The 24,978-nt window shown below is 66.8% G+C and carries 28 protein-coding genes; 16 read left to right on the forward strand and 12 right to left on the reverse strand.

What is annotated here, in order from left to right:
- Window positions 1-7 precede the first annotated feature (7 nt).
- Genes DU502_RS00360 through lipA form a run of 4 tightly spaced genes read right to left on the reverse strand, consistent with a single transcriptional unit; the run spans window position 8 to window position 4,712 of the window.
- Window positions 8-1,603 (reverse strand): dihydrolipoamide acetyltransferase family protein, encoded by a 1,596-nt coding sequence (locus tag DU502_RS00360; protein ID WP_121921240.1) that lies wholly within the window; start codon window positions 1,601-1,603, stop codon window positions 8-10.
- Entirely contained in the window at window positions 1,600-2,592 is a 993-nt protein-coding gene (locus tag DU502_RS00365; RefSeq protein ID WP_121921239.1) for an alpha-ketoacid dehydrogenase subunit beta, read from the reverse strand. The genes DU502_RS00360 and DU502_RS00365 overlap by 4 nt, the downstream gene beginning before the upstream one ends.
- Window position 2,593: 1 nt before the next feature.
- Window positions 2,594-3,727: a pyruvate dehydrogenase (acetyl-transferring) E1 component subunit alpha gene (gene pdhA / locus DU502_RS00370; protein WP_121921453.1), complete on the reverse strand. Its 1,134-nt coding sequence runs from the start codon at window positions 3,725-3,727 to the stop codon at window positions 2,594-2,596.
- Between the two features lie 58 nt (window positions 3,728-3,785).
- Window positions 3,786-4,712, reverse strand: a complete 927-nt coding sequence (gene lipA / locus DU502_RS00375; RefSeq protein ID WP_121921238.1) for a lipoyl synthase — start codon at window positions 4,710-4,712, stop codon at window positions 3,786-3,788.
- 109 nt (window positions 4,713-4,821) lie between these two features.
- Between lipA and DU502_RS18010 the strand changes: the two genes are divergently transcribed.
- Complete coding sequence (locus DU502_RS18010) at window positions 4,822-4,995, forward strand: DUF5786 family protein (protein ID WP_158601183.1); 174 nt, start codon at window positions 4,822-4,824, stop codon at window positions 4,993-4,995.
- Between the two features lies 1 nt (window position 4,996).
- Here the strand turns inward: DU502_RS18010 and DU502_RS00380 are convergent, their stop codons facing one another.
- Window positions 4,997-5,710: a DUF7530 family protein gene (locus tag DU502_RS00380; protein ID WP_121921237.1), complete on the reverse strand. Its 714-nt coding sequence runs from the start codon at window positions 5,708-5,710 to the stop codon at window positions 4,997-4,999.
- Window positions 5,707-6,609, reverse strand: coding sequence for an NAD(P)H-binding protein (locus DU502_RS00385; RefSeq protein WP_121921236.1), 903 nt, complete (start codon window positions 6,607-6,609; stop codon window positions 5,707-5,709). The genes DU502_RS00380 and DU502_RS00385 overlap by 4 nt, the downstream gene beginning before the upstream one ends.
- 220 nt (window positions 6,610-6,829) lie before the next feature.
- On the opposite strand from DU502_RS00385, the gene DU502_RS00390 reads away from it, so the two are divergent.
- The 4 genes from DU502_RS00390 to DU502_RS00405 all read left to right on the forward strand — a co-directional run bounded on the left by DU502_RS00390 (window position 6,830) and on the right by DU502_RS00405 (window position 10,166).
- The gene (locus DU502_RS00390; RefSeq protein WP_121921235.1) at window positions 6,830-7,738 is read left to right on the forward strand and encodes a hypothetical protein; all 909 of its coding nucleotides are present in this window, start codon (window positions 6,830-6,832) and stop codon (window positions 7,736-7,738) included.
- Window positions 7,739-7,776: 38 nt separating this feature from the next.
- Window positions 7,777-7,986 (forward strand): DUF7561 family protein, encoded by a 210-nt coding sequence (locus DU502_RS00395; protein WP_121921234.1) that lies wholly within the window; start codon window positions 7,777-7,779, stop codon window positions 7,984-7,986.
- Window positions 7,987-8,015: 29 nt separating this feature from the next.
- Complete coding sequence (locus DU502_RS00400) at window positions 8,016-9,860, forward strand: helicase C-terminal domain-containing protein (RefSeq protein WP_121921233.1); 1,845 nt, start codon at window positions 8,016-8,018, stop codon at window positions 9,858-9,860.
- 123 nt (window positions 9,861-9,983) lie between these two features.
- Window positions 9,984-10,166 carry a hypothetical protein gene (locus DU502_RS00405; RefSeq protein ID WP_121921232.1) on the forward strand — a complete coding sequence of 61 codons (183 nt, stop codon included), beginning with the start codon at window positions 9,984-9,986 and terminating at the stop codon, window positions 10,164-10,166.
- Here the strand turns inward: DU502_RS00405 and DU502_RS00410 are convergent.
- Window positions 10,163-11,266: a 60S ribosomal export protein NMD3 gene (locus DU502_RS00410; protein WP_121921231.1), complete on the reverse strand. Its 1,104-nt coding sequence runs from the start codon at window positions 11,264-11,266 to the stop codon at window positions 10,163-10,165. The genes DU502_RS00405 and DU502_RS00410 overlap by 4 nt on opposite strands.
- A gap of 82 nt (window positions 11,267-11,348) precedes the next feature.
- Between DU502_RS00410 and htpX the strand changes: the two genes are divergently transcribed.
- From htpX to DU502_RS00440, 6 genes are all read left to right on the forward strand, one after another.
- Window positions 11,349-12,221, forward strand: coding sequence for a zinc metalloprotease HtpX (gene htpX, locus DU502_RS00415; RefSeq protein WP_121921230.1), 873 nt, complete (start codon window positions 11,349-11,351; stop codon window positions 12,219-12,221).
- Window positions 12,222-12,225: 4 nt separating this feature from the next.
- A complete protein-coding gene (gene pspAB, locus DU502_RS00420) occupies window positions 12,226-12,837 on the forward strand; it encodes a PspA-associated protein PspAB (RefSeq protein WP_121921229.1) in 612 nt (203 codons plus the stop codon).
- 119 nt (window positions 12,838-12,956) lie between these two features.
- Window positions 12,957-13,988 (forward strand): DNA repair and recombination protein RadA, encoded by a 1,032-nt coding sequence (gene radA / locus DU502_RS00425; RefSeq protein ID WP_121921228.1) that lies wholly within the window; start codon window positions 12,957-12,959, stop codon window positions 13,986-13,988.
- A gap of 203 nt (window positions 13,989-14,191) precedes the next feature.
- Complete coding sequence (locus DU502_RS00430; RefSeq protein ID WP_121921227.1) at window positions 14,192-14,428, forward strand: sulfurtransferase TusA family protein; 237 nt, start codon at window positions 14,192-14,194, stop codon at window positions 14,426-14,428.
- Window position 14,429: 1 nt separating this feature from the next.
- Window positions 14,430-15,569: an NAD(P)/FAD-dependent oxidoreductase gene (locus tag DU502_RS00435; protein WP_121921226.1), complete on the forward strand. Its 1,140-nt coding sequence runs from the start codon at window positions 14,430-14,432 to the stop codon at window positions 15,567-15,569.
- Window positions 15,570-15,578: 9 nt separating this feature from the next.
- On the forward strand, window positions 15,579-16,196 hold the full coding sequence (locus DU502_RS00440) for a DUF1641 domain-containing protein (protein ID WP_121921225.1): 618 nt from the start codon (window positions 15,579-15,581) through the stop codon (window positions 16,194-16,196).
- A gap of 43 nt (window positions 16,197-16,239) precedes the next feature.
- Here the strand turns inward: DU502_RS00440 and sufU are convergent, their stop codons facing one another.
- Entirely contained in the window at window positions 16,240-16,659 is a 420-nt protein-coding gene (gene sufU / locus DU502_RS00445; protein WP_121921224.1) for a Fe-S cluster assembly sulfur transfer protein SufU, read from the reverse strand.
- 92 nt (window positions 16,660-16,751) lie between these two features.
- Here sufU and DU502_RS00450 point away from each other — a divergent pair, with 92 nt between their 5' ends.
- Window positions 16,752-18,467: an adenosylcobalamin-dependent ribonucleoside-diphosphate reductase gene (locus DU502_RS00450; protein WP_121921223.1), complete on the forward strand. Its 1,716-nt coding sequence runs from the start codon at window positions 16,752-16,754 to the stop codon at window positions 18,465-18,467.
- Between the two features lie 9 nt (window positions 18,468-18,476).
- Here DU502_RS00450 and DU502_RS00455 read toward each other — a convergent pair whose 3' ends face one another.
- Together DU502_RS00455 and DU502_RS00460 are read right to left on the reverse strand one after the other, a co-directional pair.
- Window positions 18,477-19,460 (reverse strand): transcription initiation factor IIB, encoded by a 984-nt coding sequence (locus DU502_RS00455; protein WP_121921222.1) that lies wholly within the window; start codon window positions 19,458-19,460, stop codon window positions 18,477-18,479.
- A 266-nt stretch (window positions 19,461-19,726) separates the two neighbouring features.
- The gene (locus DU502_RS00460; RefSeq protein WP_121921221.1) at window positions 19,727-20,470 is read right to left on the reverse strand and encodes a DNA polymerase sliding clamp; all 744 of its coding nucleotides are present in this window, start codon (window positions 20,468-20,470) and stop codon (window positions 19,727-19,729) included.
- Between the two features lie 175 nt (window positions 20,471-20,645).
- On the opposite strand from DU502_RS00460, the gene DU502_RS00465 reads away from it, so the two are divergent.
- The 3 genes from DU502_RS00465 (at window position 20,646) to DU502_RS00475 (ending at window position 22,632) form a co-directional block, all read left to right on the forward strand.
- Window positions 20,646-21,296, forward strand: a complete 651-nt coding sequence (locus tag DU502_RS00465) for a helix-turn-helix domain-containing protein (RefSeq protein ID WP_158601182.1) — start codon at window positions 20,646-20,648, stop codon at window positions 21,294-21,296.
- 82 nt (window positions 21,297-21,378) lie between these two features.
- On the forward strand, window positions 21,379-21,741 hold the full coding sequence (locus DU502_RS00470; protein ID WP_121921219.1) for a DUF7344 domain-containing protein: 363 nt from the start codon (window positions 21,379-21,381) through the stop codon (window positions 21,739-21,741).
- 120 nt (window positions 21,742-21,861) lie between these two features.
- Window positions 21,862-22,632 (forward strand): 23S rRNA (uridine(2552)-2'-O)-methyltransferase, encoded by a 771-nt coding sequence (locus DU502_RS00475; RefSeq protein WP_121921218.1) that lies wholly within the window; start codon window positions 21,862-21,864, stop codon window positions 22,630-22,632.
- Here DU502_RS00475 and DU502_RS00480 read toward each other — a convergent pair.
- Together DU502_RS00480 and DU502_RS00485 are read right to left on the reverse strand one after the other, a co-directional pair.
- Window positions 22,629-23,384, reverse strand: a complete 756-nt coding sequence (locus DU502_RS00480; RefSeq protein WP_121921217.1) for a queuosine precursor transporter — start codon at window positions 23,382-23,384, stop codon at window positions 22,629-22,631. The two genes, DU502_RS00475 and DU502_RS00480, sit on opposite strands and share 4 nt — an antisense overlap.
- Window positions 23,381-23,557 (reverse strand): ribbon-helix-helix domain-containing protein, encoded by a 177-nt coding sequence (locus DU502_RS00485; protein WP_121921452.1) that lies wholly within the window; start codon window positions 23,555-23,557, stop codon window positions 23,381-23,383. The genes DU502_RS00480 and DU502_RS00485 overlap by 4 nt, the downstream gene beginning before the upstream one ends.
- A gap of 116 nt (window positions 23,558-23,673) precedes the next feature.
- Here DU502_RS00485 and DU502_RS00490 point away from each other — a divergent pair, with 116 nt between their 5' ends.
- On the forward strand, window positions 23,674-24,978 hold the full coding sequence (locus tag DU502_RS00490; protein ID WP_158601181.1) for a PAS domain S-box protein: 1,305 nt from the start codon (window positions 23,674-23,676) through the stop codon (window positions 24,976-24,978).

The raw sequence follows: 24,978 nt of genomic DNA on the forward strand, positions 1-24,978 counted from the left end.
GGCAGTATCAGCCGACCAGCAACCGCGCGGGCGCCGAGAGCAACTCCATCACCCGGTTGGTGAAGCGGGCGGCGACCGCGCCGTCGACGACGCGGTGGTCGACCGACAGGGAGAGCGGGAGGGTGTAGCGGGGCACCACCTCGCCGTCGATGACGCGGGGGCGCTCCGCGATCCGACCGAGGGCGAGGATGGCCACCTCGGGGTAGTTGACGATGGGCGTAGCGTACTCGCCGCCGATGACGCCGACGTTGGTGATGGTGAAGGTCCCGCCCTGCATCTCCTCGCGGGAGATGGAGCGGTCGCGCGCCCGGTCGGCTTTGTCCGCCGCCTCCGCGGCGAGTTCGAGCAGCCCCTTCTCGTCGGCGTCCTCGATCACCGGCACCATGAGTCCCGCATCCGTCGCCGTCGCCACGCCGACGTTGTACTCGTCGTGACAGACGATCACCTCCTCGTCCTCGTCCAGCGTGGCGTTGACCTGCGGGAACTCCGCGAGCGCCCGCGTCACCGCCCGCATCACGAACGGGAGGTAGGTGAGGTCGACGCCCTCCTCCGCGGCGTACGGTTCGAGATCCGCTTTCGTCTCCACGAGCGTCGTCACGTCCACCTCGTCGGTGTGGGTGACGTGCGGCGCCGTATACTTCGAACGCTCCATCTGTTCGCCGATGGATCGACGGACGCCGCGGTAGGGGATGCGGTCGCCGGGCTGGGGGCCGACCACGGGCGAGGGTTCGCGGGCAGGTTCGTCGGCGGCCGTCTCGACCATCTCGTCGCTCGGTTCCGCGCTCGCCGCCGCGGCCGTCTCGCGCTGTCGCTCCGCGTACTCGTGGACCATCGCCGGCGTGACGAAGGCCACGCCGTCGCGGGCCTCGTCGGTCGGCACCGCGTCGAGGTCGACGCCGAGTTCGTCCGCGAGGCGGCGCGTCGCCGGCGCGGCGAGGGTGCGGTCGCGGGTCTCGTCGAGCTGGCCCGCCGCGGCCGCGGCTTGCTCGACGGCGTCGGCCGATTCCCGGTGTTCGCCCACGTCGTCGAGGTCGGTCGTCCCGTCGTGTTCCCGCATCACGCTCGTGGCGTCCGCGTCGGCGGCGCGAGGCGTCGGCGTTCCGTCCCCCGCCTCGGCCGCCGCCCGCACGTCCGTGTCGGTGACGCGCCCGCCCGGGCCGGAGCCAGCCACCTGCCCGATGTCGACGCCGAGTTCGCGTGCCAGCCGGCGGGTGTGTGGGGGCGCGAAGACGCGGCCGTCGGGGGGGCTGGCGGCGGTGTCAGCGTCAGTGTCGGCGGTGACTTCGGCGTCAGCCGTGTCTTGGTCGTCCGCGCCAGCCGTCTCGGGCACGTCCGCGGACGCCTCCTCGGCCGCGTCGTCGCCGTCTACCTCGATAGAGACGAGGGCGCTGCCGACGGGCACCATCTCGCCCTCCTCGGCGTGGCGGTCGGTGACCGTCCCCGCGAAGGGGGATGGAAGGTCGACCAGCGCCTTGTCCGTCTCCACCTCCGCGAGCGGCTGATCCTCGTCGATTTCCTCGCCCACGTCGACCAGCCACCGGACCAGTTCCCCCTCCGCGACGCCCTCGCCCACGTCGGGGAGTTTGAACGTCTCGACGGTCATGGGAAGTCGACCACCTCCCGGATACCGTCCTCGATGCGCGTCGGGGACGGGAGGTAGTAATCCTCCAGCGCGTACAGCGGGACGGGCGTATCGAAGCCAGTGATTCGCTCGATTGGGGCTTCCTGATAGAGCAGCGCTTCTTCCTGCAGGATGGCGGTAATCTCGCCGCCGAGGCCGCCAGTCCGGGGCGCCTCGTGGACGACGGCGGCCCGACCCGTCTTCTCGAAGGAGTCGACGATGGTCTCCCGATCCAGCGGCGAGAGCGTCCGCAAGTCGATTACCTCGCAGTCGACGCCCTCGGCGGCCAGATTGTCGGCTGCCTCCATCGTCGGCCGGGTCATCGCGCCCCACGTGTAGACCGACACGTCGCTTCCCTCGCGCCGGACGGCGGCCTCACCGAGCGGGACGGTGTGGTCACCCGTGGGCACGTCCTCGCGGAACGCGCGGTAGATGAGTTTGGGTTCGAGGAAGATCACGGGGTCGGGGTCGCGGATGGCCGAGGCGAGGAGGCCCTTCGTATCCGCGGGCGTGGAGGGAATCACTACCTTCAGCCCGGGTTCGTGGACGAAGAACGCCTCCTTCGACTCGGAGTGGTGTTCGGGGGCGCGGATACCGCCGCCGTAGGGGGCGCGGATGACCATCGGACACGTGAAGCGCCCCCGGGTACGGGTGCGCAGGCGCGCCGCGTGGCTGACGATCTGATCGAAGGCCGGGTAGATGAAGCCCATGAACTGAATCTCGGGCACCGGGCGGAGGCCGTAGGCCGCCATGCCGATGGAGGTGCCGACGATGCCCGACTCCGCCAGCGGCGTGTCGATGACGCGGTCGTCACCGAACTCCTCGTAGAGGCCCTCGGTGGCGCGGAAGACGCCACCGTTCTTGCCCACGTCCTCCCCGAGGACGATCACGTCCTCGTCGCGTTGCATCTCGGTCCGGAGGCCGTCACGGACCGCCTGTACCAGGGTCAGATTCTGCGTCTCAGTGCTCATATTACTCTTTCAGGAACGCGTCGTCGCCGTGTCGGTCGCGCAGTCGGTGCAGATAGGCCTGCTGGGCCCGGAGTTCGGCGGACTGCTCGGCGTATACGTCCGCGAACATCCGGTCGGGATTGGGACGAGGGGTGTCTTCGGCCCGGTCGATAGCCTCGGTCACCTGAGTTCGAATCGAGGCTTCGATGTCGTCGATCCGGTCGTCGTCGAGGCGGCCCGTCTCGCGCAGGAAGCGTTCGAGACGGGGGATGGGGTCCCGTCGCCGCCACGCTTCGACCTCCGCCTCGTCACGGTAGACAGTGGGGTCGTCCGCAGTGGTGTGGGCGCCGAAGCGATACTGCACCGCCTCGATCAGGGTGGGTCGCGAGCGGTCGCCGGGAGTGCGGGCCTTCTCGACCGCTGCACGGGTGACCGCGTAGGTCGCCAGCGGGTCCATCCCGTCGACCTGCACGCCGTCGATGCCGTAGGCGGCGGCCTTGCCCGCGAGCGTCGGACTCGCCGTCTGGCGCTCCCGTGGTACGGAGATGGCCCAGCCGTTGTTGTTGCAGACGAAGACCGCGGGCACGTCGAAGACGCCGGCCATGTTCAGCCCCTCGTGGAAGTCGCCCTCGCTGGTGGCGCCGTCGCCGAAGTAGGCACAGGCGACGGCGTCACCGGCGTTGCCGGTTTGCCGAGGACTCTCCGAGTCCTCGCCCCGGAGTTTCGACGCCAGCGCCAGTCCCGTCGTGTGGGGAATCTGCGTCGCGATGGGCACCGCCGCGGGAAGGACGTTCGCGTCCGTGTCCCACCCGCCCGCGCCGTGACCCATCCAGTACAGCAAGATATCGGACAGCGAGAGGCCGTGGACGTGGACGGCGGCGTGTTCGCGGTAACTGGGAGCGATCCAGTCGCCGTCGTCGAGGGCCATGGCACTTCCCACCTGTGCGGCCTCCTGTCCCGCCAGCGGGGGGTAGGTGCCCATCCGTCCCTGTCGCTGGAGGTTCACCGCGCGTTCGTCGAAGTGGCGGGCGAGGCGCATGTGGCGGTAGAGAGCCACCAGTTCCGAATCGGAGAGGTCGGGCAAGTCGCCGACGAGTTCGCCGTCCGCGTCGAGTACCTGGATCTGGTCGTCCGGGTCGCGGTCGAACACGCTCACGACGGCCACCTCACCATGGTCAGGCACTCTCGCGCCCGTCCCTTAGCCGTTCGGGGCATCACGCCGCGTGGGCCTCGCGGCGCGCCTCGTCGACGCTCCGACCGTCGCGGAGGACGGCGTCGACGAACAGTTCGCCCGCCCGGTACGACGACCGGACCATCGGCCCGCTGGCACAGTAGAGGAAGCCGAGTTCCTCCTCCGCGACCCGGCGCCACGTCTCGAAGGCGTCGGGGTGGACGTACTCGTACACGTCGAGGTGAGAGCGGGAGGGCTGGAGATACTGACCGAGCGTGATCACGTCGACGCCGGCCTCGCGACAGTCCGAGAGGGTCTGATATATTTCGTGGTCGTACTCCCCGAGACCGAGCATGAGGCTCGTCTTGGTGTACACGTCGGCGGTGTCGTCGACACGTTCGAGGACCGAGAGCGACTGCGCGTAGCCGGCGCGGCGGTCCCGGACCGGCCACTGGAGGCGTTCGACCGTCTCGATATTGTGGGCGATCACGTCCGGCCCGGCGTCGACGATTCGGTCGACGAGTTCGGGGTCGCCCTGAAAGTCGGGGATCAGGACTTCGACCAGAATCCCCGGATCGCGCTCCTTGATCGCCTCGATGGTGCGGGCGAAGTGGCCGGCGCCCTGATCCGGCAGGTCGTCGCGGTCGACGCTCGTGAGGACGACGTAGTCGAGGCCGATTTCCGCGACGGCGTCGGCGACGTTCTCGGGTTCGTCCGGGTCGAGCGCCTCCATCCCACCCGTCTCCACGTCACAGAAGTTACAGCCCCGGGAACACCGGTCGCCCATGAGCATGAACGTGGCCGTGCCGGGGCCGTTGCGACCGCTCCAGCATTCACCCAGATTCGGGCAGTTCGCTTCCTCGCACACGGTGTGAAGATCGCGGTCCCGGAGCGTCTCCTTGATCTCCGTGAACCGCTGGCCCGACGGGGGCCGCATCCGTAACCAGTCGGGCTTGCGTTGCCGTGCCATACTCTCTCCTTCGGCCTAGCGGGCAAAAACGTGTGGGCTCCGGGCGGCCGATCACCATCCAAATCGTCCGTTACATATATATTCGGAGGTATCCAAGCCAACTTGTACCATGTCAATGGGTGCCTATGACGAAGACGAGCACGAGCGCCGCGCGGAGAAAACGGGGCAAGTCGACGCGGAGTTCGACGACGACCGGTCGCAGTTCCGAGGGACCCTCTCGTACGAGTCCGGTGACTCCACGGAGGCGCTGTTGGATCAGTTCAAACAGCTACAGGGCGAGTAAATCAGGGGAGCTCCGTTCTGAGTAGCAGTGTCGCCGCCGCCGAGACGACGGTCACGGCGACGACGTGGCCGACCAACGCCCCGACGGCGAGTGCGTCGTCCGCGACGACGGGGAGCAGTCCCAGTTCGAGGAGCGCGAAGCCGACGTTGGCAGCGTCGATGCGCCGACACCCTCGCGCGGTGTCGGGCGTGACGCGAATCCGGAGCGACCGCCACAGCGACACCAACGCCGTCCACCACGAGACCCCGATCCGGTAACAGAGATCCCAGAGGATCAGCAGCGTCACGAAAACGACGGGGGCGGGCGGCCGAGCGCCCAACAGCGATTCGAACGGCGTCGGGAGTCCGGTGAGCAGGTACGTCACGGCGGCAACGAACCCGAGGACGCCGAAGAGAACCTCGACGCTCGACCCGAACAGGAGGCGGCGGTGGGCGACGGGCAGGTCGAGGCCGCGTGTCGCGGCGCCGATGTAGAGCATGGCGACGCTCCCCGCGGCCGCGACGGCGACGGCGATGGTTCCCGCGACGACGGCCGACCGGGGAAGGCCGTAGTAGGCCGCGAGGCCGACGACGAGCGTCTCGAAGAGGGCGAACTGGACGCCGATGGCCTGCGTGGTCGAGAGGTGGAGGCCGGGAATACCGCGGACGAGGCTCTCGTAGACCCACGTGTCGCCGAAGGTGGGGTCGTCGACGGCGGCGTCGTGATCGCCGCTCACGCCTCGATCCGCTCCCCGCGGTCGGCCAGCGCCCGGCGAACCGCCTCGTCGAACGGGGTCGACTCGACGGGAACGAGGTGCGCGAGTCGGTCGTCGCGCACCACGACCGGATTCTTCAGCCCCTCGATCAGCGGGCGGGCGACGCTCCACGGCACGTCGGTCATCAGTCCAACCCAGTAGGCGGAGAGCCGCGGCGTCAGCACCGGTACGGCGAGAATGATCGGTTCGTGACCCAGGTGGCGGCCCGTCCGCCGCAACATCTCGGCGTAGGTCAGCACCTCCGGGCCGCCGATGTCGTACGTCTCGCCCGCCGTCGCCGGCACGTCGAGGACGCCGACGAGGTAGGCGATCACGTCGTCGACGGCGATGGGCTGACACGGCGTCCGCACCCACCGCGGCGTCACCATCACGGGAAGCCGGGAGGCGAGCTGGACGACCATCTCGAAGCCGGCGCTCCGGGGGCCGACGACGATGGCCGCCCGGAGCGTCGTGAGGGCGTAGTCGCCAGTCGCCAGCACCCGTTCGACCTCGCGCCGGGATTGGAGGTGGGTCGAGAGGTGATCCTGCTCTTCGCCCAGCCCGCCGAGGTAGATGACGCGCGGCACGCCCGCCGCGCTCGCGGCCCGAGCGAAGTGCTCGGCGGCCCGACGGTCGCGCGTTTCGAAGTCGTCGCGGGCGGTCATGGAGTGGACGAGATAGTAGGCCGCGTCGACGTCGGTGAGGGCGTCGTCGAACGAGCCGGGGTCGAGCAGGTCACCGGTGACGACCCGGACGCCGGGTGGCGGGTCGTACCGCTGGGCGTCGCGAACGAGGGCGGTCACCGTGTGACCGGCGTCGAGGAGCGCGGGGACGAGGTGGTGGCCGACGAACCCTGTGGCGCCGGTGACGAGGACGTGCATACCCGGTTATGGGCGCGGAGCGGGATTAACGGTCGTGGTCGGTCGAGGGGCAAATCGGCTTCAGGCTCACCCTGAGCCGTCAGGACGAGCCATCCACGCGAGCTAGTATCCGATTACCTATGATCCCCCGGGGGGTAGAGAGGGTCGTGAACACCATCCCGCTCCTGCAGCCCGCGACCCTCCAGACGGAACGGTGGCTCGACGCTGCCGGTGACTTCTCGTGAGCGGCGGCCCCGACGAGGAGGAAGACTCGTCACGCCGTCGCGTCCTCGCACTGCTCGCCGCCGCCCTCCTCGCGCTCTTCGGGGCGGGGACCGGGAACCTCCTCGGCGGCAACGACGGCAACGACGGCAACGGCGACGGTGGATTCGACCTCTCGGTCGACTACTCGGTGACGCCAGACGAACCGAGCCCGACGCCGACGCCGGACCCGTCACCGAGCAGTAGCGGTGGCGGTGCCCCGAACCCCGACGACGCCGCCGACTCACCCGAGCAGTCGGACACGACCACCGACGGGTCGGAGAGCGATCCGACGACCACCGACGAGCCGTGGCGCTTCGACGACCCGGACGACGACCGTCGTTCGGTCGGGACGGAGACGAAGACACCGACGGACACGCCGGGGAGCGATCTGGTCACCTCCTCGATCCCGCCGGTGTCGGTGAGCGACATCGAACCCGGCGACGGTGGTGTGGTCGATCTCTCGCTCACGCTGTCGGGGTCGCCGGCCCGGCTCTGGGTCCGCGGTGTCGCGACCGACTTCGAAGAAGGCGGCGTCGTCGAGGCCGAGCGGAGCGCCGGCGACACCGGCGAACCCGGCGAGTTGCAACAGTACGTGGAGGTGCGCCTGTGGTACGACGCCGATGGCGTGGAGCCACGCTCCACGGAGAGCCGGACGCAGTCCGGCGACGGCACCGTCAGCGACGGCGACAATCTGGTGTACGAAGGGACGCTGGCCGACCTCGACGGCGGGGATGGCTGGGCGCCGCTGACCGCGGCCTGCGTGCCGCCGGGAACCCACACGGCCCGTTTCCGGTGGGATCTGCCGGCAGATGCCCCGAACACTGTCCAGACGGACGGCGCCTCGTTCTCGCTCAGTGTGGCCGCGGACGCGAGCACGTGTGAGTGACGGTAGGTCTTTCCCGTTCGGCCCGCTCGGTCGTACCGATGAGCTCCGATCCCTGTGACGGCTGTGGCGAGGAGGTGCCCGTCGCGGGCGGTGTCGGCAACTTCTGGACGTTCGAGGCGGAGGCGACCGGGGGGATGACGCTCGAACTCGCCGACGGCACCGAACACTTCCTCTGCTTCGACTGCATCGAACGCCTTCCTGACGACCGCGAGGTGACGGCGGCGGACGTGGAAGCGCTGTCCGAATAATTTACTTGCGGCGACCGGCTGATTCAGCCGTGGACCCCGACCGCATTCTCCCGTCGTTTCCGGCCCCCTCCTTCCGCGGGAACCAGCGCGAGGCGCTCGAAGCGATCAGCGACGCCTTCGCCGCGGGCAACGACGCCGTCCTCGTGCGGGCGCCGACGGGGAGCGGGAAGTCGCTCCTCGCGCGCGCCGTCGCCGGCGCGGCCCGCACGCCCGAGGAGGCGGCGCCAGCCGAGGCAACCGGCGCCTACTACACCACGCCGCAGGTGTCCCAGCTGGACGACGTGGCCGAGGACGACCTGCTCTCGGATCTGAACGTGATCCGGGGGAAGAGCAACTACACCTGTATCCTCCCCGACGAGACGACGACGCCGGTCGACCGCGCGCCCTGCGCCCGCGAGTCGGGCTACGACTGCTCGATTCAACACCGCTGTCCGTACTACGCCGACCGCGCCATCGCCTCCAACCGCTCGATTGCGGCGATGACGCTCGCCTACTTCATGCAGACCGCGGGGTCGGAGGTGTTTGGCAAGCGGGACGTGGTCGTCATCGACGAGGCCCACGGCCTCGCGGAGTGGGCGGAGATGTACGCCACCGTGGATCTGCGCCCCCGGACCGTCCCCGTCTGGGACGATGTGGGGGTGCCGGACGTGGCCGACGCCGACGACCCGCTGGACCGCACGGCTCGGTTCGCGGAGACGCTCGCCGGCGTCTGCGAACGGGCGGCGGAGAACCTCGTGGCGAGTCAGGACCTCACCGCCGCCGAGGCCGCCCGGCGGGACCGCCTGCAGGATCTCCGCTCGGAGTTGAAGTGGTTCGTTTCGGACTACCGCGACCCGACGAGTACGACGACGTGGGTGGTGGATCAGCCGGACGGCGAGGGGACGCCCATCACGATCAAGCCCATCGACCCCAGCCGGTATCTCCACCACACCGTCTGGGACCGGGGGAACAAGTTCGCCCTCCTCTCGGCGACGATTCTGGACAAAGAAGCCTTCTGCCGTGGCGTGGGGCTCGATCCCTCGAACGTGGCGCTCGTCGACGTACCGCACACCTTCCCTCTCGACCATCGCCCGCTCTACGACGTGACACAGGGGAAGATGACCTACGAACACCGCGACGAGACGCTGCCGAAGGTGGCGCGACTGCTCGTCCGCCTGATGGCCCAGCACCCGGACGAGAAGGGTATCGTCCACTGTCACTCCTACGCGATTCAGGAGCAACTGGCGGATCGGCTGGAGAACTTCGGCGTCTCGCCCCGTGTCCGCGTCCACAACCGGGAGAACCGAGACGCGGTGCTAGAAGAGTGGAAGGCGACCGACGACACCGACGTGTTCCTCTCGGTGAAGATGGAAGAAGCGCTGGATCTGCGCGGCGATCTCGCCCGCTGGCAAGTGCTGTGCAAGGCACCGTACCTCAACACGAGCGACTCGCGGGTCGCCCGGCGGTTGGAGGAAGGGCAGTGGGCGTGGTACTACCGGGTCGCGCTCCGGACGGTGATTCAGGCAGCGGGGCGCGTCGTGCGCGCGCCGGACGACCACGGCGCGACCTACCTCGCGGATTCGAGCCTGCTCGACCTGTTCGACCGCGCTCGGAGCGACATGCCGGACTGGTTTGCCGACGCGGTGGACGAGATGACCCGACCCACGCTCCCCGAGTTCGAACCCGCGGCGGCACTCGCGGGGACGGACGCGACGCCCGGGGCACGAACCGGTGGCCGGACCGGCGGGCGGACGCGGTCCGGATCGCAGTCGGCCGGTCACTCGGGATCGCGATCTCGCACGGCGTCCGGTGCGGGGAATACGGGAGAGGGGACGAACGGCGGGGGCGAGGATGGCGACGACGACCACCCCCTGTCGGACGTGTGGGGCGAATGAGGCGTGGTACCACGCCCCGGATTAGAAGTTGTGTTTCTTTCTCAGCAATTTAGTGGCTGTATATTCCAATTTAAATCTAGAAAGACTTACGTGCTGTCGTGTATTACTCTGATATGTACCCAAATGCCCACTCATTCGTTCGAATCGTCGGTGATCCTGTATCGTAGCGGGACGCTCACGCTCTCGCAGGCGGCACGGCACGCGGGCTGTTCGGAGGCAGAGATGGCCGCGGCAGTGGACGTAACCCCGCAGATGCGGGTCGACGCCGGCGTGGATGCCGGTGCGCGGTCGGTCGATCCGGTCTAGTCCGGCAGAATGTGGAGGCCCGCCCGCGTCTTGACGACCGGCGTCGTCTCCGCGTCGGGATCGAAGAAGTCGGGACGCGGGACGGTCTTGGCCTCGTACGTCTCGGGGTCGAGCACCTGCACCGCGTGGTCGTCCTCCACCGTGACCACCGTCGTCTCGACGGCGTCGTCGCGGGTGGCGAGACGCCGGCCCGCCGTCTCGTCCTCGAACGGTTCCTCGTACGGCTCACCCGACGTGAGGCGCACACCCTTCAGGTTCCCGCTGACGTTCCGGACGAGGACCGGCCCCTCGTCGTCACCGGGGTCGATCACGTCGCCGGGCGTGAACTTCGGCAGGCGCACGGCGTAGGTCACGCGATAGACCTCGTTGCCGTCGCCATCTTCGGTGACGAGCGTGGGATAGCTCTCGACGCTCCCGCCGAGTTCGCGCGTGATGCGCCGGGAAACTTCCTCGCCGAGGCGGTTGGTCGAAAGTTTCACGTCCGGGCCGTCCTCGGTCTCCATCACCTCCGTGACGAACGCCTCGCGGTCGCCGTCGCCCTCCTTGCCGGCGACGTGGGATTCGGCGATTTCGACCGCACGGGACCGCTCCTCGGGGGTAGGCGTGCGGTCGGTCGCCCGCACCTGCACGGTGCTGGCGTAGTAGCCGCCGGCGATGCGGCCACAGCGGTCGCAGGTGCCCCGCGAGATTTTGACGGGGACGACCACCGACTCCTCCAGCGGCGTCTCGCGAACGACGCCGGTGAAGTGACAGTGCATCCGGATGGTGTTCTCGTCGACCTGTTCGGGATCGACCGCCCACGTCACGTCGCGGGCGTTCACGTGGACGCCGAGGGCTTCGCTCACCTCGTCCACCGCCACGTCGGTGTAGTCGCGGGCGTCGACGTCGACCCAGCGGTTGCCGCGGTGGACGGCGCCACAGCCGGAACAAACGAGGACTTCGATCCGATCGGGGGCGTCGACCATGTCGTAGTCCTCGAAGTAGCAGGCGTCACAGAGGCGGGCGTCACGGTCGCGGGGGACGCCGGGGAGCGGCTCCGCTCGCGCCGGCACCGGATCGCCACAGCGGGGGCAGAACTCCCGGGACTCGCTATCGCTCATTGGCCGCCGGTAGTCGGTCGCGGCGGTTAAGCCCCGCGACATCGAGCGATACTGTTTACCTTCGCGGGCAACTACTCCGGATATGGAGTGGAAAGCCGACTGGGGACTTCGGGGCCGGATGGTCCTGACGATGTTCCTGCTCTTCGTCCTCTATATCGTCTTCATCGCCATCCTCTCGCAGTACATGGGGCTGTTCGGTGTCGTCGTCGTGATGGGCCTGTTCTCGCTGGGGCAGTTCTTCTTCAGTGACCGCCTCGCGCTGTACAGCATGGGCGCGTCGAAAGTCGACGAGGAGGAGTATCCGCAACTGCACGCGACGATCGGTCGTCTCTCCCAGCAGGCCGACCTGCCGAAACCGACCGTCGCCGTCGCGGAGACGCGCATGCCGAACGCGTTCGCGACCGGGCGGTCGCCGAAGAACTCGACGGTGTGTGTCACGAAGGGTCTCCTCGAAAGCCTCGACAAGGACGAACTCGAAGGCGTCCTCGCCCACGAACTCGCCCACGTCAAGAACCGGGACGTGATGGTGATGACCATCGCCTCTTTCCTCTCGACTATCGCGTTCATGATCGTTCGCTGGGGGTGGCTGTTCGGCGGGAACCGCAACCGGCAGGGCGGGGGCGGCATGATGGTCGCCATCCTCGTTTCGGTGGTGGTCTGGATCGTCTCGTTCGTGCTCATCCGGACGCTCTCGCGCTACCGCGAGTACGCGGCCGACCGAGGCGGGGCGGCGATTACGGGCAAACCGACCGCGCTCGCGTCCGCCCTCCTCACGATTTCGGGACGGATGGACCGGGTGCCACAGGAGGACCTCCGCGAGCAGTCGGAGATGAACGCCTTCTTCGTCATTCCCATCCGGAGCGGATTCGTCGGCCGCATCTTCTCGACGCATCCGCCGACCGAGAAGCGTGTCGAACGACTCCGCGAGATGGCCGCGGAGATGGAGCGACGGTAGCGACATGGGCCTGTTCGACTCCATCCGCTCCGTGTTCGGTCTGAGCGCCGAGGCGGACGCGACACGCGATGCCGATCCGGACGACCTGTTTGGGATGTCGACGGCCTACATCACGATGGAGGCGAACCTCGATTTCGTCCCGGCGGGCGCCGCGGCGCTCTGTTTCTCCTCCGTGGACAGCACCGACTTCGCCGCCGCCGTCGACGAGGTGGAGACCATCCTCCACGCGGGCGAGGAAGACACCGGGACGACCTTCCGCCGTCACGAGGACGACCACGGCTACCACTGGGTCGTCCTCGCGGACAGCGACCCGGAAGATCTGGTGACGAGCGTCCACTTCGCGGCCGACACGTTCGTCGAAGAGGGGTACGGCTCCCGGCTACTGGCCGCCGTCTTCGGCTTCGAACGCCCCCGCGACGGCGCCCACGCGTACTGGATCTACTCGTTCCGCCGCGGGGCGTACTACCCCTTCGCCCCGTCGGGACGCCACGAACGCGACAACCGACTCGAGTTCAAACTCCAGTCCGTCCTCGACGGCGAACTCGACGTGGAGGACGACGAGGGGTACTGGTACCCGCTGTGGCCCGACGACCCGGACGGCCACCCGTGGGAGTAGCGCGTCACCGCCTTTGAACCTCGGTGTGCCGTGGGAAAGAGAGGCACGCCGTCGGCCCATTTCACTTTCACCACGGTGTTAACGAGACTTTATGTGGGGAGGGGCACAAGCAGAGTCACATGGCAGAAGACGACCTCGAAACCCTTCCGGGTGTCGGGCCGGCGACGGCGGACAAGTTGGTCGAAGCGGGCTTCGAAAGCTACCAGAGCATCGCGGTCGCCAGTCCGGCCGAACTCTCGAATACGGCGGACATCGGTGAGTCGACGGCGAGCGACATCATCAACGCGGCCCGCGACGCCGCGGACGTGGGCGGCTTCGAGACGGGCGCGGCCGTCCTCGAACGCCGCGAACAGATCGGGAAGCTCACCTGGAACGTCCCCGAAGTCGACGACCTCCTCGGCGGCGGCGTCGAGACCCAGTCCATCACGGAGGTGTACGGCGAGTTCGGTGCCGGGAAGTCACAGGTCACCCACCAGCTCTCGGTGAACGTGCAGCTCCCCAAGGAGTACGGCGGCCTCCGCGGGAGCGCCATCTTCGTCGACAGCGAGGACACGTTCCGACCGGAGCGTATCGACGACATGGTCCGTGGCCTCGACGACGAGATCATTCAGGCCACGATGGACGACCGCGACATCGAGGGGTCGCCGGGCGACGAGGAAGCGATGGAGGCACTCGTCACCGACGTCCTCGACAAGATCCACGTCGCCAAGGCGTTCAACTCCAACCACCAGATCCTGCTGGCGGAGAAGGCGAAGGAACTCGCGAGCGAACACGAGGACAGCGAGTGGCCCGTGCGACTGCTCTGTGTCGACTCGCTCACCGCCCACTTCCGCGCCGAGTACGTCGGCCGGGGCGAACTCGCGGAACGCCAGCAGAAGCTCAACAAACACCTCCACGACCTGATGCGGATCGGCGACCTCTACAACACCGCCGTCCTCGTCACGAATCAGGTCGCCTCCAACCCCGACTCCTACTTCGGCGATCCGACCCAGCCCATCGGTGGGAACATTCTCGGGCACACCTCGACGTTCCGGATGTACCTGCGGAAATCGAAGGGCGACAAGCGGATCGTCCGCCTCGTCGACGCGCCGAACCTCGCGGACGGCGAGGCCGTGATGCGGGTGCAGGACGCGGGGCTCGTGCCCGAGTGAGGCCCTCGGCCGACGACCCGTAATCCGTCGTTACAGTTCTCACGATTTTGGAAAAATCATACAAGACTATCTCCCCGTAGACCGTATCTTCGGTCGTGAGACACCATGACTGACTGCACTCGGCCCTCTGTACGCCTGCACGACGGCGATGGACCGAACGAACCGCTCGCGGGCTACGTGGACGTGGTCGTGAGGTGATCGCGATGAGCGAACACACTCCCGACGTGACGGTCGACGCGCGCGGTGCCGGCTGTCCCGGCCCCCTGATGGATCTCATCGGGAAGGTCAAGACGGTAGACGAGGGCACCGTCATCGAACTCCAGACGACGGAATCGGGATCGAAAAACGACGTTCCCGAGTGGCTGGAGAAGGCAGGACACGAACTGCTCGACATCGTCGACGAGGGCGACTACTGGAGCATCTACGTGCGGAAGGCCTGAGATGCAACGAATCCTCATCGTCGGTGGCGGCACCGGCGGCACGGTACTGGCGAATCGCCTCTCGAAGAAACTCGGCGACGAGATAGATGCGGGCGAGGTAGAGGTGCGACTGGTCAACGACGGCCCGAACCACGTCTACAAGCCGGTCTACCTCTACGTCGCGTTCGGTCAGCGAGAGCCCGACGACGCGCTCCGACCGCTGTCGGACCTCGTGAACTCCCGAGTCACCCTCGACGTCGACCGGGTGACCGACGTCGACACCGACGCGAAACGGGTGACGCGCCGCGACGGCGGCGAACTCGACTACGACTACCTCGTGTTGGCGACGGGCGCGACCCTCGTTCCCGAGGAGACGCCCGGCCTCGTCGAAGGTGGCCACCACTTCTACGGCCCGGAGGGGGCCGCGGCCCTCCGCGACACCCTCGCGGACTTCGAGGGCGGGCGCGTCGTCCTCAGCGTCGTCGGGACGCCGCACATGTGCCCCGCCGCCCCCATCGAGTTCACCCTGATGGTCGACGACTGGTTCCGCGAACGTGGGATGCGCGACGAGGTAGAAGTCCACTACACCTACCCGATCATGCGCCTCCACGGCAAGCAGTCCATCTCGGACTGGGCCGAACCCCGCTTCGCGGACCGCGACATCGAGACGCACACCTTCTTCAACGTCGAAGAGGTCGACCCCGAGGCGCAGACGCTCCACACGGTCGAGGGCGAATCCCTCGATTACGACCTGTTGGTCGCCATCCCGCCCCACCGCGGCGACGACCTGATCGTCGAGTCGGGACTCGGCGACGACGGCTGGGTCGAGGTGGACCGCAACACCCTCGAAGCGGCCGCCGCGGAGGACGTGTACGCCATCGGCGACACGGCGGCCGCTCCCGCACCGAAAGCGGGGAGCGTCGCCCACTACGAGGCGGGCGTCGTCGCGGAGCGACTGGCCTCGTCGGTCCACGGTCACGTCCCGACGGCGACGTACCACGGCAAGACCATCTGCTTCATGGAGGCCGGGATGGACGACGCCACCTACGTCTCCTTCGACTACGAGAACGAACCCGTGATGCGCGACGAGAACAAGTTCGTCCACTGGGCAAAACTCGCGTACAACGAGTCCTACTGGCTCACCGCGAGGGGGCTCCTGTGAGGTGGGTCGATGAGTGACACCGATCAAGAGGAACTCGAACGTGTCATCGCGGAGAATCCCGAGACGGTCGCTCGCTTCGTCGACCACCTCGACGCGGTGAACGAACTCCTCGACGTGGTGGAGCTCGGCGGCGACGCGCTGGACGACGAGATGGTCGCCTCACTCGCGGGGACGGCGACGACGCTGGCAGAAGCGGGCGACGGCCTCGCCACCGACGAGACGGTCCGCCTCGCGGACACCGTCGGTGAGAACGCCGACGACCTGAACGACGCGCTGGAGTCGTTGCTCGCCCTGCAACGGTCGGGGACGCTCGCTGATCTCGTCGCCGTCGCCGACGTCGTCGCCCTCGGTGCGGACGCCATGGACGACGAGATGGTGTCGTCGCTCGCGGCGACGGGCAGTTCGCTCGGCGAAGTCGCGGACGAGGCGTCGGACCCCGACACCGTCCGCGGGATGCGGACGCTCCTGCGCGCGATGGGCCACGCGGGCGACTCCGACGTCGACTACGCGCCGGTCGGTGCGGTCGGACTCCTGCGTGCGCTCCGGGATCCGGAGGTCAAACACGGGATGGCCTTCCTCGTCGGACTGGCGCGAGGGATCGGGCGAGAAATAGACGAAACGGCCTGAACTGCCTCGGGAACCGTCACGACAGTGCGCCGCCGGTAGACGGCTACTCCTCGGTCGTGGTCTCTTCGATCTCTAGCTCCCCGTCGTGGATCTTCGCGCCATCCTGTACGACCTTCTCCGCGAGGACGGCACACTTGATCCGCATGGGACTGATGTCGACGCCGAGCATCTCCACCACGTCGTCGGTGTCCATCTCGGCCAGTTCGTCGAGCGTCGTGCCGGGGAGCTGCTGGGTGAGCATGCTGGCGCTCGCCTGACTGATCGCACAGCCGTCGCCGGAGAAGCTGACGTACTCGATGGTCTCGCCGTCGTCGTCGAGGCGGACGTCCATCCGGATGGTGTCGCCACACGACGGATTCTCGCCGACGTGAGAGAACGTGGGGTCCTCGAGTTCCCCGTGATTCCGGGGGTTCTTGTAGTGATCGAGGATCTGCTGTCGGTACATATCCGAGCCCATTCCCATAGTTGCGTCCGGGTAGGGTACTGCCGAGTAAAAGGATTCCGTTGCGGCGAACCGAGCGACGGGTTTTCCCCATCGAGCATCAACCATGTGACATGGCAACGCTCGACGAGGTAGCACGGACGGTCCTTCGCGAGCGGTATCTCCGGCAGGACGAAGCGGGTACCGTGATCGAAACGCCCGACGAGCTCTTTCGTCGTGTGGCGGACGCCGTCGCAGCGGCGGAAGACGACGATGTGGAGGGGACGGCGGATCGCTTCTACGACGCGCTCTCGGCGCTTGAGTTCCTGCCCAACTCGCCGACGCTGATGAACGCCGGGACGGACCTACACCAGCTGGCGGCGTGTTTCGTCCTGCCGATCGAGGACTCGCTGGTGTCGATATTCGAGACGTTGAAACGGACCGCGCTGATCCACCAGAGCGGCGGCGGCACGGGGTTTTCGTTCTCGAAGATCCGCCCCGTGGGCGACGTGGTGGCGAAAACGGGTGGCGTCGCCAGCGGGCCGGTGAGTTTCATGCGCATCTTCGACGTGGCGACTGAACAGATCAAACAGGGCGGCCGCCGCCGCGGGGCGAACATGGGCGTCCTCGACGCCTCTCACCCGGACGTGCGGGCGTTCGTGACGGCCAAGCACGAAGCGGACGCGTTCCGGAACTTCAACCTCTCGGTGGCTACCGACGCGGCGTTCTGGGACGCCGTCGAGAGCGGCGAGCCGTACGATCTGGTCAACCCGCGGACGGGTGAAACTGTCGACCGGGTGGACGCCGACGCGATCCTCGACCTGATCGCCGAACTCGCGTGGGCGACGGGCGATCCCGGCCTGCTCTTTCTCGACGAGATCAACACCCACAACCCGACGCCCGCGCTCGGCCGGATCGAGGCGACGAACCCCTGTGGAGAGGTGCCCCTGCTCCCCTACGAGGCCTGCATTCTCGGTTCGGTCAACCTCGGCGAGATGACCGACGGCGACAAAATCGATCGGGAGAAACTGGCACGTACCGTTCGTCTGGGAGTCCGCTTCCTCGACGATGCGCTCGATGTCTCGACGTTTCCGGTGGCCGACATCGAGCGTGCCGTCTCCCGCACCCGAAAAGTCGGGGTGGGAGTCATGGGATTTCACGACATGCTCGTCGATATCGGCGTCGCGTACGACAGCGACGAGGCCGTCGCCGTCGCCGACGAAGTGATGCAACTCGTCTCGGAGACGGCGTGGGAGACATCACGGCGCCTCGCCGAGGAGCGTGGCCCCTTCCCGGTGTGGTCGGAGTCGGTCTTCGACGATCCCGTCCGTAATGCGACGACCACGACCATCGCGCCGACGGGCACCATCTCGATGATCGCCGGAGCGACGGCCGGCATCGAACCCATCTACAACGTCGTCTACGAGAAGCAGGTCCTCGGCGGGCTGGAGATGGTGAACGACCGGTTCGTCGAGATAGCGAAGGCACGCGGCTTCTACGACGAGGATCTGCTGACCGATCTCAAGGACCGAACGTCGATTCAGGACGTGGACGCGATTCCCGCGGACGTGAAACGTCTCTTCCAGACGGCACACGACGTACCCCCGGAACGACACGTCGCAGTGCAGGCCGCATTCCAGCACCACGTCGACAACGCGGTCAGCAAGACGGTGAATCTCCCGTCAGACGCCAGCGTCGACGACGTGCGGACGGTGTTCCTCGCGGCGAGAGATCAGGGGTTGAAAGGGATCACGGTCTTCCGGAGCGGCGCACGTCCGGAGCAAGTGCTGGGCGACGATCCGTTGAAAGAAGAGTGTGTCGGCGAGTGCGAGTACGCCGGGAGGGAGTGACCGATCGGATCAGGCCGCGACTGCGCCCATCTGCTCGTACGCGTTGAGAAGTTCGCGGTAGCGGTTGCGGATAGTCACTTCCGAGATGTCGGCCACCTCGCTGACTTCCTGCTGGGTGACCTGCTCGTTGGTGAGCAGGGGGGCAGCGTAGACGGCGGCGGCCGCGAGGCCGACCGGGTTCTTACCGCTGTGGATGCCCTGTTCCTTGGCGGCGTCGAGCATCTCGCGGGCGAGGCGTTCGGCCTCGTCCGAGAGGTCGAGTTCCGACGCGAACCGGGTGACGTAGCTCACCGGATCGGCCGGGGCGACTTCGAGGTTGAGTTCCCGCACCACGTAGCGGTAGGTGCGTTTGAACTCCTCCTCGTCGACGCGGCTGACGCGGGCCACCTCGTCGATGGTCCGGGGGACGCCGGCCTGTCGGGCCGCGGCGTAGAGCGCGCTGGTCGCGACGCCCTCGATCGAACGGCCGGGCAGGAGGTCGTCCTCCAGCGCCCGTCGGTAGATGACAGACGCGGTCTCGCGGACCGTCTCGGGGAGGCCGAGCGCCGAGGCCATGCGATCGATTTCGCCGAGCGCCTGCCGCAGGTTGCGCTCCTGGTGGTCGCGGGTCTGGAACCGGCGGTTCCAGGTGCGCAGACGCTGCATCTTCTGGCGCTGGTCGGCCGAGAGCGTGTTGCCGTAGGCGTCCTTGTTCTGCCAGTCGATGGTGGTCGACAGACCCTTGTCGTGCATCATATTCGTCGTCGGCGATCCGACGCGGGCCTTCTCGTCGCGTTCGCGCGAGTCGAAAGCGCGCCACTCGGGACCGCGGTCGATGCCGTCCGCCTCGACGACGAGGCCACACTCGCTACAGGCCGTCTCGCCGTGTTCCTCGTCGGTCACGAGCGCACCGCCACACTCGGGACAGACGTGTTCCTGTTCGGTCTCCGCCGTCGATTCCTCCCGTTCGTCGAGTGCCGTCTCGCTGGCCGTCCATACGTGTGTTTCAGTCATGATGAGGGGTGGACGCCACTGCCAACTGAGCGGGGGGACCAGTCGGGTGGCGCTTCTTAACCAAGTGTAAGGCCGATAAGCTTATAAATGTTTCGCTGAATCCGCCGTGGGAATATATACCCATCGAAATATACAACAATAATTACTGACATATCCGGCGCCGAGTCGTTCTATAGCATATAACTACTTTGGTCATCGCACACACGGACCGAACCCGTGGCTGGGGGAGTCGGAACGAGAGAAATGGCGGCGTGAGCGCGAGTCGACTAGTCGCTCTGAATCCGCGGTGCGAGCATGAAGGTCACGTTACCCAGCCCTTCGGCGAACTCGTAGTGGAGTTTCACCGGGAACTCCTCGCCCAGTTCGATGGTCACCTCGGCGTCGCCGGGGATGGCCTTGTTCATATCCTTGAGGTAATCGAGCGAGAACAGCGAGTCCGCGGGACCGGCCTCCAGATCGATGAGGTCGTTGGGGCCCATCTCGAAATCCACGTCGTCGGTGTCGCCTTCGGCTTCGATGTGGAACGTCTCGGCGTCCTCGTCGACGCGGAGGTTGATGTGATCGGACACCATGTCGGCGGCCGTGATCCCGCGGTCGAGCTGGTTGCCTTCGACGACGATCCGAGCCGGCAGGTCGAGGTCGGGGATGTCCGGCTCCTGGCGGATCGAGTCGGGATCGATGAGCGCCAGCGTGTAGGAGAGCCCGTCGATCCGGATGTGGAGCTTTCGCGTCTCCTCGTCGAGTTCGAGATGGACCAGGTCGCCGGCGTTGCCCATACCGGCGATGTCCTCCAGTCGTGCGAGGTTGACGCCGATGACGCCACCGTCGGCCTCGTAGGATTCGAAGGCGGCCGCATCGAGCGACAGATCGACCATCCCCACGTTCGCCGGATCGACCGCGCGGATCGACAGGCCGTCCTCGTTGAGTCGCACCTTACACTCGTCGACCAACACGCTCACGGAGTCGAGGGCGTCCCGGAGCGTCGACGCGCTCACGATGGCCTTGAACATGTATCCAGTGGTACGCCCCGGGCGTTAAAAATACCCGCTGTTCGTCGCGGCCGGGCGCGCGGTGGCGCGCGGCCCGGGTCAGCGTTTATCACGGATATTACCGTGACGAACGAAACTTGGTTAACCAAGCATACCTGCTATGACCCCCCGTGGACAATTCCCCGACGCACTATCTATGGGTGTCATTGTAGACGTACGGATACCGGCCCATCAGTTCGAACTCGGCCGACGCCTGCCGTTTCACGACGGCGACAGCGCCGAACTCGAACGGGTGGGGACGGTGGGGGGCGGCGACGTTTCGGTCTTCTCGCTCTCGTGGATGCTTCCGGACGGCTGCGTCGAGAACCCGTTCGTCGACGCGGACGGCTATCGGCTCGAAGTGCTGGAGCCATTCGACGGCCAGGAACTCTACGTATTGGCGTGGGAACCGACCGCTGACCCGTTCTTCGGGTTGATCGACGACTACGGCGGATCGGTGCGGTGCGGTACCGGCACGTCGGACAGCTGGACGTTCGAGACGCGATTCCCTAGCCACGACGCGTTCGCGTCGTTTCGGTCCTCCTGCGAGGCGACCGAGATGGGGGTGGACGTGGAGCGAGTGTACAACCCTACCAGACGGGGGACCGGCGCCTGGTACGGGTTGACGCCGCGACAGCGCCGAACGCTCGAACTCGCCGTCGAACGGGGATACTACGACATCCCCCGGCGGTGTACGACCATCGAACTCGCCGACGAACTCGGGATCTCCGATCAGGCGGTCACCGAACGACTCCGTCGCGGTATCGTGACCTTCGTCACCAACGCCTTGCTGTTCGAGGAGGGGTGACAGAGAACATGACAGTTTTCGTAGTCAACAACTTCATGAATGTTCCCGTCGAACACCTGTTCGCACTGCAGGGGGGGAGAGTATGACCACATCGAATGTCAATCAGCGTGAAGACACCACAGCCGGCGAATCGAGGGGGAATCGGCGCCGAACGAACGAAGAGCAGCTCGATGCGGTGTTCGAGGTTCTAGCGGACGCGCGACGACGACGCATCATCCGTATCTTGCGGACACAGGACGGCGACACGGTACCCGTACCGGCGCTCGCACAGACGCTCGCCACCCGTGAACCGACCGATCCGGAGCCGGACCAGCTCGTCATCTCGCTCAGACATGTCCACCTGCCGAAACTCGACGCGACCGGTGTGATCGAGTACACCGCCGAGCGGTCACAGGTTCGATACTGCGGCCCGTCACTCGTCGAACGACTGCTGGATCAGGTCTGAGCGTCACGGCGGTCGGGGTGCCACCGGATCCGACGTGTCTTTCCGGATCGACCGCGTGTGACCAAGTATGAACGCAGCATCACCAGTTACACGTGTCGCGGAGCGTCGGAGGCCCCAGCCATGACGGGAAAGGACGAGTACTACAACCGCTCGAAACAGGAGGGGTATCGCGCCCGGTCGGCCTACAAGCTCAAACAGCTCGACGAGGCGGCGAACCTGTTTTCGCCGGGCGATGCGGTGGTCGACCTCGGCGCCGCGCCCGGTGGGTGGCTTCAGGTCGCCGCCGAGGCGGTCGGTGAGGGAGGCACCGTCGTCGGCGTCGACCGCCAGCGCATCCGACCGCTGGACGCCGAGAACGTCGAAACCGTCCGCGGCGACATGACCGAGGAGGCGACGGTCGAGCGCCTCCGAGACGCGGTGGATGGGACCGGTATCGACGTCGTCGTCTCCGACATGGCACCGAACATGACCGGGGAGTACAGCGTCGACCACGCACGATCGGTCCACCTCGCCCGACAGGCGCTCGGCGTCGCCCGGGACCTCCTCGACCCCGGCGGCGACCTCGTCGTCAAGGTGTTCGACGGGCCGGATCTGGCCGACCTCCGGAGCGACATGGAGGAGTCCTTCGAGTACGTGCGGTCGATCCGGCCGGACGCCTCGCGGGATTCGTCGTCGGAACTCTACCTCGTCGCCAAAGGGTATCTGACCGCGCCGGTGAGCGCCGGCGACGAACTCACGGTCGAGATTACGGACGAGGGGCGCGAGGGTGACGGCATCGCCCGCGTCGACGACTTCACCGTCTTCGTCCCCGACACCGAGGTGGGCGAGAAAGTCGCAATTCGGATCGAGGACGTGAAACCGCGGTTCGCGTTCGCGGCGCGGCAGGATTAGAACTCGTCGGTGGTCGACTCGCGCTCGCGCTCTCCCGCGGCGGCCGCGGCCGCCGCCTTCGCCGCATCGTCGGCCCGCGACCGCACGACGCCAACGACGGCGTAGACGAAGGGCGTATCCACCAGCGCGATGAGCAGTTTCAGGAGGTACTGCCCGATCATCAGCGAGACGACGACGTTCCACGGCGTCGGACTGCCGATAGAGACGTACTGCGGCAGGAGGTAGAAGGCCACGCCGATGAAGATGACCGTGTCGAGAGCCTGACTCGTCGCCGTGGAGACGATGTTACGGAGCCAGAGGAAGTCGCCCTCGGTCGCGTCACGGAGACGGTGGAAGACGATCACGTCCCAGTTCTGGCTGACGAGGTAGGCGAGCAGACTCCCGGCGACGATGTTGGTCGCGGGGGCGAGGACGCCCGCGAACTGCGCCGCGAACTCGGGATTCCGCGCGGGGGCGAGGATGGTCGACCACACCAGCGCCAGCAGGACGAAGTTCATCACGAAGCCGACGTTCACCATCACCTGCGCGTCTCGCCGTCCGTAGAGTTCTCCGTAACAGTCGGAGGCGAAGAAGGTGAGCGCGTACGCCAGCGCCGCCCCCGGCAGGAAGATGGTGCTCCCAACCCGGGGTACGGCGGTTGGCAACGGGATCGCCAGCACCTTCGACGCGGTCAACTGCGCGGTCACTAGCGCCGTGACGAACAGCGACAGGATGGCGACGCGGCCGACCGGCCAATCGTCGCCGGCGCTCATTCGTCGGACTCCAGCCGACCGTGCCGGGCGTCGATCTCGTCCAGCACGTCGAGCGTCTTGCGAATCGATGCCCGGACGGCGTCGCTCCGATTCACGAACTTGCCGTCGTCACCGACGTGGTCGTCCAGATCCTCGAGCAGTTCGTCGGGAATCTCGACGCTTATCTTGGCCATATTTTGGTATTACGCAGCGAATATCTACCTCTTACGCTTTCGGCCGCGGGACTGTCGACAGATCGACGCCAGCCGGGTCGCAAAGTACTTTGAAGCGCTATCGAATGCGCAATACGATGACAACGCTGGCGGCGTTCGTCGTGTTCTCGACTCTGCCGCTGGTCGCTCTCACGCTGGCCATCGGGTACTCGCTCGTCTCGATCCGACGACTCGACGACCTCCGGCCACTCGTCCTCGTGACACTGTTGGCGTTCATGGCGACCCACCAGTTGACCGAACTGGCGGCGTTCACCCAGGGGGAACTCGTGGTGAACTACGGAGGCGAACTAACCGAGACGAGCGCCAACCTGCTCGCGAGTTTCGCGTCCTACTTCCTGCTCGATTTCGTTCGCGAGGAGCACCGGCTGAACGAGCGACTCAGGACCCAGCGTCGCGAACTGCGGCGGACGAGGCGCGCTATCGAGGCATCGGGGCACGCGGTGTGTATTAGCGACGCGGATGGCCGGATCGACTACGTGAATCCGGCGTTCGAGGAGATGACGGGGTACTCGGCCGACGAGGTTCGGGGCGAACACCCCGATATCCTGGTGACCGACGGAACGGTCGAGTACGGAGACAACGAACACGTCCTGCGGCGCAAGGACGGCGAGCGCTACTACGTCCAGCAGACGAGCGCCCCAATCACCGACGAGGACGGCAACTACGAGGGGTTCGTCTCCATCCAGACTGACATCACCGACCGTAAGCGGCTGGAGAACGACCTCCGTGAGAGCCTCCGGCAGTTGCAAGTGTTCGATCGAATCCTGCGCCACAACTTCCACAACGGCATAAACGTGATCAAGGGGTACGCGGAGACGATCCAGTCGTCGAGCGACGGCGACGTGGCCGACTATGCGAGCATCGTCGTCGACCGGAGCGAGACCCTGTTGCACACGGTGGACAAGGAACACGAGATCACGAAGCGGCTGGCGAACCCCAAATCACCCGAACCGCTCGAACTGGCGCCACTGCTCGATGCGGCCGTCTCGGCCGTCGAGGAGGCCGATCACGGCGCCGATATCACTGTCACACAGCCACGGGACGTGCGCGTCAAGGCGACGACGGACGTTCGACGCGCGGTCGAGGAACTCGTGACGAACGCCGTGATACACTCGGACCGCGAGTCGCCGACCGTAACCGTCGACGTGACTATCGAGGGTGACGAGGTCGCCGTCAGCGTTGCGGACGACGGGCCGGGGATTCCGGAGATGGAGCGGAAGATTCTGACGAGCGAGCGGGAGATAGAACCGCTGTACCACGGGAGCGGGATCGGCCTCTGGCTCGTCACCCTGATCGTCCGGCAGTTGGACGGCAGCCTCTCGTTCCACGAGAACGACCCGCGCGGGTGTGTGGTGACCGTTCGGCTCCCGCTCGCCGACTAA

The organism is Haloplanus aerogenes (assembly GCF_003856835.1).
Lineage (GTDB): Archaea > Halobacteriota > Halobacteria > Halobacteriales > Haloferacaceae > Haloplanus > Haloplanus aerogenes.